Origin of the sequence: Gluconacetobacter liquefaciens (assembly GCF_003350405.1) — a bacterium.
GTDB classification, from domain to species: Bacteria; Pseudomonadota; Alphaproteobacteria; order Acetobacterales; family Acetobacteraceae; genus Gluconacetobacter; species Gluconacetobacter liquefaciens.
In genome coordinates this window covers 298,205-310,362 of the sequence record NZ_QQAW01000005.1, presented here as the reverse complement: position 1 = coordinate 310,362, position 12,158 = coordinate 298,205, and the positions used below count along the sequence as shown (strand labels likewise).

The window sequence follows — 12,158 nt, the reverse complement described above, 5'->3', positions numbered from 1 at the left end:
CCCGCCCTCACTGCTCATACGCCGAGAGAGACGAACAGGCGCCACAGCGGCCGCACCCGGCCCGGATATCGGTCGATTTCATGTTCGCCGCCCGCAGCATCCCACCCAGCGGGGCCAGAACGGATTTCATGAAATCGGACGAAGGCGGCGCATGGTTTTCCAGCGGCGTGCCCGAAATCGGCACGAACGGCACCACGAACGGATAGACCCCAAGCGCAATCAGCCGCTGCGCCAGCGACAGGATCTCCTCCGCCGTATCCCCCAACCCGGCCAGCAGATAGGTATTCACCTGCCCGCGCCCGAAAACCGGCACCGCGCTGGCAAAAGCCTCCAGATAGCGATCGACGCTGACGGTCGCCTTGCCGGGCATGATCCGCTCCCGCACCGCCTGCGTCGCGGCTTCCAGATGCATGCCCAGACTGTCCGCACCGGCCTCACGCAGCCGCCCGAGCCAGGCATGGTCACGCGGCGGCTCGCACTGCACCTGCAACGGCAGGTCGACCGCCGCCCGGATCGCACGGGCCGATTCCGCCAGCACGGCGGCACCCCGATCCACGATATTGGGCGTGCCGGTCGTCAGCACCATGTCGCGCACATGGTCCAGTTCCACCGCCGCCTTCGCGACTTCGGCCAATTGCGCGGGCGTCTTGTAGGGAATGGTCCGGCCGGCCTCCAGCGACTGGCCGATGGCACAGAACTGGCAAGATGTCCGCCGGTCGGCATAGCGGATGCAGGTCTGGTGCACGGTAGTCGCCAGCGTATCGCGCCCATGCAGCAACGCGATCTTCCAGTACGGAATACCGTCCGCCGTCTCCAGCCCGTAAAAACGCGGCGGCGCGGGAAAACGGATCGGCCCCACCGCCTGCCCGTCGCGCACCAGCATGCTGGTGCCGTCATTCCCCGGCACGCTCGCCTGAAAGGGGGAGCGCCGCGCATCAGCGGTATAAACCGGCACCATCACCGTCTGGCCGGCGATGGTGATCGCCTTGTGGTCCGAAGGACCGGCGCCCCCCTTGCGGGTCACGCCCCCCGTCTGCCCCCCGATCTGCAACCCGAAAGATTGCAGGTCGGTGATCAATTGCCGTCCGGCAATGGTGCCGATGGTCGGAACACTCATGACAGCGCCTCCACCCCACCGGGCTCCGTCGCCGCACCATACGCATGCACGGTCTGCGCCGGACGCCGGTCGATCAGCAGACTGAGCAGTTCAGGCCGCGCATAATGCCCCACCGAGTCCATCATCCGCTTGCGCTTGGTAATCAGCGCGAAATCCAGATCGGCGATCACCATCCCCTCGCCCTCGGTCAGCGGGGTGCCGAGCAGCTTGCCTTCCGGCGAGACGATCGCGGTAAAACAGCCCTCCCGCAGCGGACCTTCCAAAGCCGGATCACCCGCAACCTGGCTGATCTGCTCGTCGGTCAGCCAACCGGTGGCATTCACGACGAAACAGCCGGATTCCAGCGCATGATGCCGGATCGTGACCTCCATCTGGTCGGCGAATATCTGTCCGACCAGCGAGCCGGGAAACTGCGCGCAATGGATCTCCTCATGCTGGGTCATCAGCGCGTAGCGAGCCAGCGGATTGTAATGTTCCCAGCAGGCCAGCGCACCGATGCGCCCCACCGCGCTGTCCACCACCTTCAGCCCCGCGCCGTCGCCCTGCCCCCAGACCATCCGCTCGTGATAGGTCGGGGTGATCTTGCGCCGCCGAAGCAGGATCTCACCGGTGGCATCGAAGATGATCTGCGTATTATACAGCGTGCCATGATCGCGCTCGTTCACGCCCAGCACGACCACCATCCCGGTCTCGCGCGCCGCCTCCGCCACCATCCCGGTTACCGGACCGGGAACGACGACCGCGCGTTCGTATAGCGCCAGATGCTCGCCGCCAAAGCGAAAAGCCGGCTGGATAAACGAGAAATAGGGATAATAAGGCACAAGGGTTTCGGGAAAGACCGCCAGCTTCACGCCCCGTTCCGCGGCGTCGCGAATACTCTGGCAGACTTTCCGCGCGGTCCCCGATCCGTCATCGCCCAGAACGGGCGAAATCTGGATGGCCGCAGCGCGCACGATGCGTGACATGCCGATGGTCCTTCCCGCGATCGAAAATCAGAGCGTCCAGGTATCGAGGATGAAGGCATTGTCCCGGCGATGCAGCAGCACCAGGTCCAGCACATCCTGCGGATTGATCGGCGTAATCCCCGGAATCAGCGACGGCTCGCCGTGGCCGTACAGCGCCTGGAGCGCGAACCGGCAGGCATAGACCTTGCCGCCCTCTTCGATGATTTTCGCAACCTGCTTGTTGCAGTTCATATGCCCCGGAAAGGCTTCATCCCCCAGCCGCGGAAAGCCGCGCTGGATGCCGAGCGTCACACCGGGTCCGTAAAGCAGGACCGAGGTCTCGAACCCCTTGCGGATCAGCCGTGTCGCCTGCAACAGATTGACGAACCCGATCGAGCCTTCGAACGCAACGGTATGGAAGGTCACCAGCGCCTTCTCGCCCGGATTGGCTTTGACGTCCTCGAAAACCTTGTTTTCGTAATCGACGAAGATATCGCCATCCTTGTGGGGGGCGTGTTCGACTTTCGGCATGATGGATCTCCCGTATGGATCGCTATCCGGCGGCACGAGGCAGGCCGCCCTGACGGGAGATGTCGTGGCACGGGATCAGGCGGGACGTAAAATCTTGTATGGATCACGCCTTCACTACAATGAAGACAATCCCTTCGACCCACCCCTGAATGCCGATTTCAATTCCATACAATATCATATCATGCAGGGTACAATAACGTCCCTCCCCCACAACCCATTGTTATTCCAGGATTCATAAATCACGAACTCGTGAACAAACCACCCTTTTATCTGATGCCACCCAAAGGCACCCGATCACCACCAGCAAGCCTGTCCGGCCAGAGTCTCACACGATATCGGCGAAACCCGGCGAGCGTTTATGCTGAAGCACCGACAGCACCCCACGCAGCGAATCCTCAAGGCTCGCCGCATCCGGTGCACTGCCCAGCGCAACCCGGGCCCGCTGTGGCGGTTCGCCGCTGATCGTGAACACCGTGCTGGGCACCAGTGCCAGCCCCCGGCGGCGCGCATAGGCCACAAAATCCGTGCTGCCCCACCAGTCCGGCAATTTCAGCCACACATGCGGGCCATCGGGATTCATGCAGTGTCCGTCGCCCAGAATCCGGCGGGCGATGGACTGTCGCAAACGCAGTTCGGTGCGGATCGCATGCAGGATCTGGTCGGCCTCCCCCGTCTGCATCCAGCGCGCGGTCAGCGCACTCAGCAGCCCCGCATTGGTCAGCGCGATCGCCCTGATCGCGGCGGTCACGCGGCGCGTCATGTCCGTGCCCGGCAACGCCACATAGGCCGTGCGCAGACCGGGGCTGAGCGTCTTGGCCAGCGTCGCCACATAGAAAACGCGCCCATGATCCAGCGCCGCCAGCGCCGGCGGCCGATCGTCCATCAGCAGGCTGTATGGATCGTCCTCCACCACATGCAGATGATGAAGCTGGGCCACCGCCAGAATGTCCCGCCGCCGTTGCAGCGACATGGTCGCCGTGGTCGGATTATGAATGGTGGGAATGCAGTAAAGCAGCCTTGGATGATGCTGCGCGCACACCCGGTCGAGCTGATCGGGCATCATCCCCTCGACGTCGCTGTCCACCCCGGCGAGAATCAGCCCGAACTGCGCGGCGATGGTCCGGATGCCCGGATAGGCAATCCGGTCGGTCACGATCACATCGCCGGGCTGGGTCAGCGTGGTGACGATGGCCGCCAGCGCGCTCTGCGCCCCCGGCGCCACCAGCACCTCGTCCACCCGGCGCGGCCCGACCACGGGCGCGATCCATTTCGCCCCAAGCTGGCGCTCCTCCATCGTCCCGCCGGTCACGCGGTAGGACATCAGGCTGTTCAGGTCCTGCTGTTTCAGCAGCGCCGCGATATCGGCCTGGATCATTTTCTGAAGCGGCGGGTCCTGCGGCACCGGCGGCAGGTTCATGGTCAGGTCGATCACCGCCGGCCCGGTATGCCGCCAGTGGCTCTCCCCCGCGCCGACGCGGATAAACGTCCCCCGCCCCACCGTGGCGTCGATCAGCCCCCGCCGCCGCGCCTCGGTAAAGGCGCGGGTCACGGTGGTCAGGTTGGTGCCCAGATACTCCGCGATCGTCCGCTGCGGCGGCAGCCGGTCCCCCTCCCGCAGGTCCCCCTTGCGGATCGACAGCGCCAGCGCATCGACCAGCGTGAGATAGATCGCCCCCGCATTATGATCGATCTGCTCTTTCCAGTGCGCGAGATAAGGCCGGTTCGACATCGGGCAGGGACTTTCACAGAAGAGCCGGTTGAAACGTGTCCCTCCATACAATACCGGCAATCAGGGCGCGATATTGTATGCATCATGCTCCCTCACGCCCTTCCCCGCCCGGCATGCTATGCTCCCCGCACACCGACGACCCGCCAACGAGACACAGAGCATGACCCGATCCCCCACGCCCTACCGCACACTGGACCCGGCCGGCATCCGCGCGTTTCTCGCCGCCCAACCCGCCCTCGCGACACGCCTGGGCGGCCAGCCGGACGACTGGCGGGTGAGCGAGGTCAGTGACGGTAACCTCAACAATGTGTTCCTGATCGACGGCCCGGCCGGCGGTGTCTGCTTCAAGCAGTCCCTGCCCCACGTCCGGGTGGACCCGAACTGGAAGATGCCGCTGGACCGCACGGCATTCGAGGCCGCCTATCTGCGCGCCGTCCGCCCCCATGTCGGCAATCTCACGACCGAACTGCTGCATTTCGACCCCGACCTGTTCGTGCTGGTGGTCGAAAGCCTGAACGACCATGTGGTACTGCGCCACGGGCTGATGCAGGGCGGTGACTGGCCGGAAGCCGCCGCCGCCATCGGCCGCTTCGTGGCCCGCGCCACGTTCCAGACCTCGCCGCTGGCCCTCAAATTCGAGGCATCATCGGCCCTGCTGGCCCCCTTCGCCCGCAACCACACCCTCACCCGCATCACCGTCGATCTGGTGCTGACCGACCCCTACCACGCCCACCCGCGCAACCACTGGCTCAGCCCGGAACTGGACCCGATCGTGGCGAACCTGCGCGCCGACCCGGCCGTGCGCCGCCGCGTCGGCCAGATGCAGGCCCGCTTCCTCACCTGCCAGCAGGCCCTGCTGCACGGCGACCTGCACACGGGCTCGGTCATGGTCGCGAACCATGATACCCGCGTCATCGACGGCGAATTCGCCCTCCCCGGCCCGATCGGCTTCGATTGCGGCCTGTTCGTCGGCAACCTGCTGATGCACCTGTTCGCCACCCCCACGCCAGAAGGCCGCACCCGCGCACTACGCGACATCACGCAATTCTGGACCCATTTCCGGCAGGATTTCACCACCCTCTGGACCAACGCGGTCGCCCATTCCCAATCCGGCGACGCCTACGCCGCCCCCCTGTTCCGCGACGATCCCACATCCCTGCAACAGGTACAGACCCAGTTTCTCGACGACATCGAAACCGACACGATCGCCTTCGCAGCCCTGGAGATCATCCGCCGCCTCACCGGCTACGCCCACGTCGCCGATTTCGACGTGATCGCCGACCGCACGACCCGCGCGGCAAGACAGGAAGCCGCCCTGCGCCTGGCCCAGGACCTGCTGGCCCACCCCGAACACACATCCACCATCGCGGCGCTCGGCACGCTTGCCGCCGATCGTGCCGACTGAAGAAGCGGCCCGAAATGCGTTCCCTGACGGGGCCTGAATGACAACCAGCCTCTCCGCAACGTTCCGCCGCGCCGCGCGGAACCTCACAACCCCCGATCCCGGTCAGACCCTGCTCCCGAACACATCGACAGCCGAAACCCGGCCACGAAATCTACGAATAGGCTATTTACTCGCCGTCAAGATGGCGCTTGTCGACTTCGCCTTGAATTTACCATGTCTCCTTGTCCTGTCAGCGCAGTCGGGTGCCGATCCTTCCCAAACTGAACAGCCCGGCCTCGTCGCATTATTCGTGGATTTTCTTTTCACGGGACCCTTGATGGAAACATCAATATTCCATTTCGGCTATAAACTTATCTTCTCGCCACACTGGAAGCAGACGAACAGGACAAGACTGATATTCTACATCATCCTGTCGGATCTCATTTTCTTCGTTCTGCATCTACCCAAGAAGAAAAACGGCATTTTCACCGATCACTCATTCTCCGATGCCCTCGTCATCGGGTTGGTATCCGGCAGCCTCTTCAGCCTCACCTACTACAAATCCGTCCGCCGGCATTACCGCCCCTATCTCACCACCGCCCTCTGTCACGGGCTCAGCAACGGACTGCTGGAAGTCCTCTCTTTCCTGTAAAGCGTCCCTTGCACATGCCCTCCTGCGGTTTACGGCCCGCAAGGGCTGCGCAATAAGGGCGCTCCCGTTCCGCCCTCCCCTTCGGCATCTGAGGCCCCATGATCCGTCTCGACACTATCAGCAAGCATAACGGCCATCGCGTCATCTTCATCGAGGCTTCGGCGGCGCTGCAAAAAGGCGAGAAGATCGGGCTGGTCGGGCCGAACGGCGCGGGCAAGACGACGCTGTTCCGCCTGATCACCGGCCAGGAAGAACCCGATGAAGGCCAGGTCCTGACCGACCGCGGCGTTTCGGTCGGCTTCTTCAACCAGGATGTGGGCGAGATGTCCGGCCGCAGCGCGGTCGCCGAGGTGATGAACGGGGCCGGCCCGGTGGCCGAGATCGGGGCGGAACTGGCCGAACTGGAAACCGCGATGGCCGACCCGGAGCGGTTCGACGAACTGGATGCCATCCTCGAACGGTTCGGCGAGGTCCAGGCCCGCTTCGAGGAACTGGGCGGCTACGCGCTGGAAGGCCGCGCGCGCGAAGTCCTGCACGGACTGGGCTTCAGCCAGGAGATGATGGACGGCGACGTGGGCCGCCTGTCGGGCGGGTGGAAGATGCGCGTGGCTCTGGCCCGCATCCTGCTGATGAAGCCGGACGTGATGCTGCTCGACGAACCCAGCAACCATCTCGACCTGGAAAGCCTGATCTGGCTGGAGCAGTTCCTCGCCGGTTACGACGGCGCCCTGCTGATGACCTCGCATGACCGCGCCTTCATGAACAGGATCATCAACAAGGTGATCGAGATCGACGGCGGCACGCTGACCAGCTTCTCGGGCGATTACGAGTTCTACGAGCAGCAGCGCGCCATGAACGAAAAGCAGCAGCAGGCGCAGTTCGACCGCCAGCAGGCCATGCTGGCAAAGGAAGTCGCCTTCATCGAACGCTTCAAGGCCCGCGCCTCCCACGCCGCGCAGGTGCAAAGCCGGGTGAAGAAACTCGACAAGATCGACCGGGTCGAGCCCCCCAAGCGCCGCCAGACCCTCTCCTTCACCTTTCCGCAGGCCCCACGCTCGGGCGACGCGGTCGTCAATCTGCGCGGCGTGGACAAATCATACGGCAGCCGGGTGATCTACAAGGATCTCGACCTGCTGATCCGCCGGCAGGAACGCTGCTGCGTGCTCGGCGTCAACGGCGCCGGTAAATCCACCCTGCTGAAACTGGTAACCGGCACTACCGAGCCCGATGCCGGCACGGTCACGCTCGGCGGCAGCGTCAAGATGGGCTATTTCGCCCAGCACGCCATGGATCTGCTCGACGGCAGCCGGACCATCTTCGAAACCCTGAACGACGCCTTCCCCCTCGCCCCCCAGGGCTCGCTCCGGGCACTGGCCGGTGGCTTCGGCTTCTCCGGCGACGATATCGACAAGGTCTGCCGCGTGCTCTCCGGCGGCGAGAAGGCCCGGCTGGTCCTGGCCCTGATGCTGTACGACCCGCCGAACTTCCTGGTGCTCGACGAACCGACCAACCATCTCGACATCGCGACCAAGGAAATGCTGATCACCGCCCTGGCCGATTATGACGGCACGATGCTGTTCGTCTCCCACGACCGGCATTTCCTCGCCGCCCTGTCCAACCGCGTCCTGGAACTGACACCGGAAGGGCTCCACCGTTATGATGGCGGCTATACCGAATATGTCGCCCGCACCGGCCGCGAGGCACCCGGCCTGCATGCCTGACGCACCCACGCAGCATCGCTGACCCCGAGGCAGGACGCGGATATCACGGAATGACGATTTCGCTTCCTGCCTTCACCCTGTCCAGCGCAATCAGCGAACGATAGCCGGCGACCGAATCGTTCTGCGCAAACAGGCGGCGCGTGGTCGCTTCATAGGACGTCATGTCCGCGGAAACGATAATCAGCATGAAACTGACGCCACCGGTCACATAATAACATTGCTGCACTTCCGGCGCGTTCCGGAAGAGCGCCTTGGCATTGTCGACCGTCTCCAGGCGCTCGTCCTTCAGATAGACCTCGACGATGGCGGTAATGCCCAGACTGACGGCACGAACATCCACCACGGCATGATTGCCGATGATGATGCCGGCCTTCTCCATGGCAGCAATGCGCCGCTGCACGGCGGCGGCGGAAAGATTGACCCGCTCCGCGATCTGCCGCTGCGGCATCCTGTTGTCCCGCTGCACGATCCGCAGGATGGCCCTGTCGAACGCGTCCAGCGACCCCGGTGCGTTTTTTCTGCTCATGACCGAGTTTTTGTTGCATTCCGACTGCCGATCAAGAGCACAAAACCCACTTTCGCGATGATATGTCTCGCCACAGAGGGAGAAAAACGTCATGAGCATGGCCGAGGCAGGAACACACGCGGGGAGCGGCCACAACATCCCGCTCGGCATGCTTTGTGGCGCGGGTGCGGGCGCCCTCTGGGGGCTGGTCTTCCTCGCCCCGCAACTCGTCGGCACGTTCACGCCCCTGCAACTGGCGACCGGTCGCTACCTGGCCTACGGCGCTCTCTCCGCCATCCTGATCGCACCGCGCTGGAATGGCCTGATACAGGGCATGCACCGGCGCAACTGGCTCGCCCTCTTCTGGCTCTCCCTGTTCGGCAACACGCTTTATTACATCCTGCTTTCCATGGCGGTACAGACCGGCGGCATCGCCCTGACCTCACTGGTCATCGGGTTTCTTCCCGTCGCGGTCACGATCATCGGCAGCAGGGACAAGGGGGCCGTCTCTCTTGCGGCGCTGCTGCCTTCCCTCCTGCTCTGCGCGGCCGGGGCGGCCTGCATTGGCTGGCAGGCCCTCGCCGCCCCCGGCGCGACACGCCAATCCATGACCGGCCTGCTGTGCGCCCTGGCAGCCCTCGCTTCATGGACCGCCTATGCCGTCGGCAACACGCGCTGCCTGGCGCGCCTGCCCGCGGTGTCCGGTCATGACTGGAACCTGCTCGTGGGGCTGATGACCGGCACACAGGCCATCCTGCTGCTTCCGCTGGCCGTTCTGGACGGCCACCGTCTTCACAGCCCGGAACAATGGATAAGGTTCGGCAGCGTCTCGCTGACGGTCGCCATTGCCGCCTCCCTCTTCGGCAATGCCCTCTGGAACCGCATGAGCCGCCTCGTGCCGCTGACCATGACGGGACAGATGATCCTGTTCGAAACCCTGTTCGCCCTGCTCTACGGTTTCCTGTGGGAAGGCCGGTGGCCCCGCATGCCCGAAATGGCAGCCTTCGCGCTTATCGTCCTCAGCGTGCTGACATGCGTCTCGGTTCACCAGAGGCAGTCCGCCAGACTACGCGGCCTCGCGGACTGCCTGCCCGAAAACGGGGTCTAGCGCCCCAGAACCAGGGCCTCAGAACTCCGCCGACAGGGTGAAGTGATACACACGCGGCAGCCCTGCATACAGGGTCGATGCCGCACCCGACGTCCCACTCGGCGCACCGGTATAGACCGACGCCCAATACCGCTCGTTGGTCACGTTGCTGACGCCGAACCGCGCAACCCACGGAAAGCGGGCGACGTGGAAGGCATAGCGCGTGCCCAGTTCCAGCGTCGTGTAAGACCCGGTATGCAGCGTATTGGTCACGTTGGCCGCGCGGTTGCCCATGTAATGGACACCGGCATTGAACGCCCAGCCCGACGCAAAGGAACCCCACCGTGCCGGCAGGCGATAATCCAGCAGCAGGCTGGCCTGCAACGGCGCCGCGCCGACGATCTCCTTGTTGTTGTAGGCAGCGGTTTTACTGCCGACCAGCTCCGCATCCAGCCACGTCATACCGGCAAGAACGGAAAGGTTCGGCAGAACCTCGCCCGAAACCTGCGCTTCCACACCATAATTGCGCTGCGTGCCGCCATAAGTATAGGTCTGGCAGGTCGTGCCGCCGGCGCATGTGCCATTCGCCGCCGCAACATACATCGCATAAGGCGACGTCATGCGGAAACCAGCGACGTTAAGCTGCATTTTCTGATAACGCAGCTTATAGCCAACCTCATATTCCTCCGCATGCGCAATCGGCAATGCGATGTTCGTATTGGTATAATACTGGCTGTTCGGCGTCACCGGCCCAGCCTCGACCGACCGCCCATAGGTAAAATAGAGGGTCTGGTTGTCCGTCGGCTTGTACATCAGGCTGGTCGTCGGGCTAAAGGCCGCATTGGCCGAAAAGGTTTTCCGCAGCGCACTGCTGGCATTCAGCGCACCCTTCTGGTCAAGCCAGCTCCAGGCGAGCGTCCCCATGATCGACCAGTGTTTATCGATCGTCAGCGTGTCCCCCACGATAAAGGACTGGCTGACGATGCTGCTGGATTTGTAGCGCCCCTCATAATAAGGCTGCCTGCCGTTGGTGGGGGCATCCCCATACATATTGTATGTTCCAAGGCTCTGCGCGGGCGTCACCCCCCTGACAGGATTGTAGTTCCCCATCATGTAGCCATTGGTGCCGATCACCAGATCATGCCTGACCGGGCCGGTATAAACACGGCCGTTGAAATACGCCATGTTGCTGCCGACGCGGAAGTCATTGGCCGTCGTGGTCGCCGTGGCTCGCGAAGAATAGAATCCATCCGTACCGCCGGTCGCGGTCAGCGTATCGCTGATCCCGAAGGACTGCCGCATGGCATCCTGGTAAAGCCCGCCCAGCGTAAAGCTCCAGTCATCGTTGATCTGGTGCCGGACCTTGGCCAGGAACGTATTGGTCTCCATGTTATAGCCGCTCCAGCCCGGCGCCAGGCGCCTGCCCAGGTCCGGTGCTTCGGGCAACTGCCCGCCGATACCGGTCGGATTGGCGGCAGTACCGGCCGGAATACCAAAGCCGGGGGCAAGGCCACGCGCGGCATAGGTATAATGGCTGGCATCGAGTTCGATCACCGTCCTGTCATCCAGATGGATATCGAAATCCGCGCTGACCATCTCACGCCGGATCGAGCTTCCCGACGCATAGCCCGTGCCATCGGCATGCAGCATGTTCAGTCGGTAGCCGAACCAGCCATTCCGGCCGACGCGCCCCGAGATATCGCCATTGACGATGGGCGTGCCGATGGAATCCGCACCGACCGAAAGCCGCTCGGTCCGCCGGTCAGTCGGGCGCTTGAGCGTATATTCAAAGACGCCAGCCGGATTCTCCGGCCCATACATCGCGCCCGCCAACCCGTTGAGGACTTGCAGGTTATCGACCCATTCCGCCGGATAAGGCGTGGTGGAGACCACGTTCAGCCCGTCGAGGCGCGAGTTGGCAACCACATCGGCCTCGAACCCGCGTGACTGCGGACGAGACGTATTGGGGTCGCCCCGGATCTCGAGCTGCACCGAAGGCAGGTACTGCGCCATGTCGTTGATGTTGCGGATCTGCTGGTTGACCACGACATCATGCGGAACGCCCATGATGGAATAAGGCGTATCCAGCGTGTCCCGATTGCCCAGCGGCCCCAGATAAACGGTCTTGTTCATGTATTTGGCGGCCGTGCCATCCGCCGCGTGATGACCAAGGACGGTGACCGTTTCACCGTTGGAACCATCCAGTATCCCGGCAATGGGGGCCACGCCGGCCGGTGCCTTGACAGCCCGCGTTCCGGCGGCGCGCGCCTTGGCCGCCGTCTTGCCGGGAGCATGGCTACCGGTCTTGCCCTGCGTGGAAACAGTCGGCGCGGCCAGCGCCGAAGTGGTCAACAGAAAGGCGCCAAATGTTCCGGCGATGAAAAAGGGAGAAAAGCGATGATGCATGGATCTGGCGCGCCCGGATTATGAACAAAGACCGTAAGTTGTGTCTTTTTTGCCACCACCATTCCGGGCCTGTCTATATACC

The 12,158-nt window shown here is 63.6% G+C and carries 10 protein-coding genes; 4 read left to right on the top strand and 6 right to left on the bottom strand.

All coding sequences use genetic code 11. From position 1 onward, the window contains the following. Positions 1–7: 7 nt before the first annotated feature. The 4 genes from C7453_RS11200 to C7453_RS11185 form a co-directional block, all read right to left on the bottom strand. Positions 8–1,117 (bottom strand): MSMEG_0568 family radical SAM protein, encoded by a 1,110-nt coding sequence (locus tag C7453_RS11200; protein WP_114727610.1) that lies wholly within the window; start codon positions 1,115–1,117, stop codon positions 8–10. Next, complete coding sequence (locus tag C7453_RS11195) at positions 1,114–2,082, bottom strand: Nit6803 family nitrilase (protein WP_114727609.1); 969 nt, start codon at positions 2,080–2,082, stop codon at positions 1,114–1,116. Before C7453_RS11195 ends, C7453_RS11200 begins: the two co-directional genes overlap by 4 nt. 27 nt (positions 2,083–2,109) lie before the next feature. Beyond that, the gene (locus C7453_RS11190) at positions 2,110–2,592 is read right to left on the bottom strand and encodes an MSMEG_0572/Sll0783 family nitrogen starvation response protein (protein WP_114727608.1); all 483 of its coding nucleotides are present in this window, start codon (positions 2,590–2,592) and stop codon (positions 2,110–2,112) included. A 325-nt stretch (positions 2,593–2,917) separates the two neighbouring features. Then, positions 2,918–4,321, bottom strand: coding sequence for an aminotransferase-like domain-containing protein (locus C7453_RS11185; RefSeq protein WP_114727607.1), 1,404 nt, complete (start codon positions 4,319–4,321; stop codon positions 2,918–2,920). Positions 4,322–4,481: 160 nt separating this feature from the next. On the opposite strand from C7453_RS11185, the gene mtnK reads away from it, so the two are divergent. The 3 genes from mtnK to C7453_RS11170 all read left to right on the top strand — a co-directional run bounded on the left by mtnK (position 4,482) and on the right by C7453_RS11170 (position 8,078). Then, positions 4,482–5,726 carry an S-methyl-5-thioribose kinase gene (gene mtnK / locus C7453_RS11180; RefSeq protein WP_114727606.1) on the top strand — a complete coding sequence of 415 codons (1,245 nt, stop codon included), beginning with the start codon at positions 4,482–4,484 and terminating at the stop codon, positions 5,724–5,726. Between the two features lie 37 nt (positions 5,727–5,763). Next, positions 5,764–6,357, top strand: a complete 594-nt coding sequence (locus C7453_RS11175) for a hypothetical protein (RefSeq protein WP_141288945.1) — start codon at positions 5,764–5,766, stop codon at positions 6,355–6,357. Positions 6,358–6,455: 98 nt separating this feature from the next. Further along, a complete protein-coding gene (locus tag C7453_RS11170) occupies positions 6,456–8,078 on the top strand; it encodes an ABC-F family ATP-binding cassette domain-containing protein (RefSeq protein ID WP_114727604.1) in 1,623 nt (540 codons plus the stop codon). Between the two features lie 43 nt (positions 8,079–8,121). Here the strand turns inward: C7453_RS11170 and C7453_RS11165 are convergent, their stop codons facing one another. Continuing rightward, positions 8,122–8,604 carry an Lrp/AsnC family transcriptional regulator gene (locus C7453_RS11165; protein WP_114727603.1) on the bottom strand — a complete coding sequence of 161 codons (483 nt, stop codon included), beginning with the start codon at positions 8,602–8,604 and terminating at the stop codon, positions 8,122–8,124. A gap of 91 nt (positions 8,605–8,695) precedes the next feature. On the opposite strand from C7453_RS11165, the gene C7453_RS11160 reads away from it, so the two are divergent. Next, positions 8,696–9,691 (top strand): DMT family transporter, encoded by a 996-nt coding sequence (locus C7453_RS11160; RefSeq protein ID WP_245948984.1) that lies wholly within the window; start codon positions 8,696–8,698, stop codon positions 9,689–9,691. An 18-nt stretch (positions 9,692–9,709) separates the two neighbouring features. Here the strand turns inward: C7453_RS11160 and C7453_RS11155 are convergent, their stop codons facing one another. Further along, positions 9,710–12,076: a TonB-dependent receptor gene (locus C7453_RS11155; RefSeq protein WP_114727602.1), complete on the bottom strand. Its 2,367-nt coding sequence runs from the start codon at positions 12,074–12,076 to the stop codon at positions 9,710–9,712. Between the last annotated feature and the right edge of the window lie 82 nt (positions 12,077–12,158).

Bases quoted from the DNA above. Each gene is read 5' to 3' on its own strand.
- C7453_RS11175 (WP_141288945.1), top strand. From the start codon at position 5,764: ATGACAACCAGCCTCTCCGCAACGTTCCGCCGCGCCGCGCGGAACCTC.
- C7453_RS11185 (WP_114727607.1), bottom strand. From the start codon at position 4,321: ATGTCGAACCGGCCTTATCTCGCGCACTGGAAAGAGCAGATCGATCAT.
- C7453_RS11190 (WP_114727608.1), bottom strand. From the start codon at position 2,592: ATGCCGAAAGTCGAACACGCCCCCCACAAGGATGGCGATATCTTCGTC.
- C7453_RS11195 (WP_114727609.1), bottom strand. From the start codon at position 2,082: ATGTCACGCATCGTGCGCGCTGCGGCCATCCAGATTTCGCCCGTTCTG.
- C7453_RS11170 (WP_114727604.1), top strand. From the start codon at position 6,456: ATGATCCGTCTCGACACTATCAGCAAGCATAACGGCCATCGCGTCATC.
- C7453_RS11200 (WP_114727610.1), bottom strand. From the start codon at position 1,117: ATGAGTGTTCCGACCATCGGCACCATTGCCGGACGGCAATTGATCACC.
- mtnK (WP_114727606.1), top strand. From the start codon at position 4,482: ATGACCCGATCCCCCACGCCCTACCGCACACTGGACCCGGCCGGCATC.
- C7453_RS11165 (WP_114727603.1), bottom strand. From the start codon at position 8,604: ATGAGCAGAAAAAACGCACCGGGGTCGCTGGACGCGTTCGACAGGGCC.
- C7453_RS11160 (WP_245948984.1), top strand. From the start codon at position 8,696: ATGAGCATGGCCGAGGCAGGAACACACGCGGGGAGCGGCCACAACATC.
- C7453_RS11155 (WP_114727602.1), bottom strand. From the start codon at position 12,076: ATGCATCATCGCTTTTCTCCCTTTTTCATCGCCGGAACATTTGGCGCC.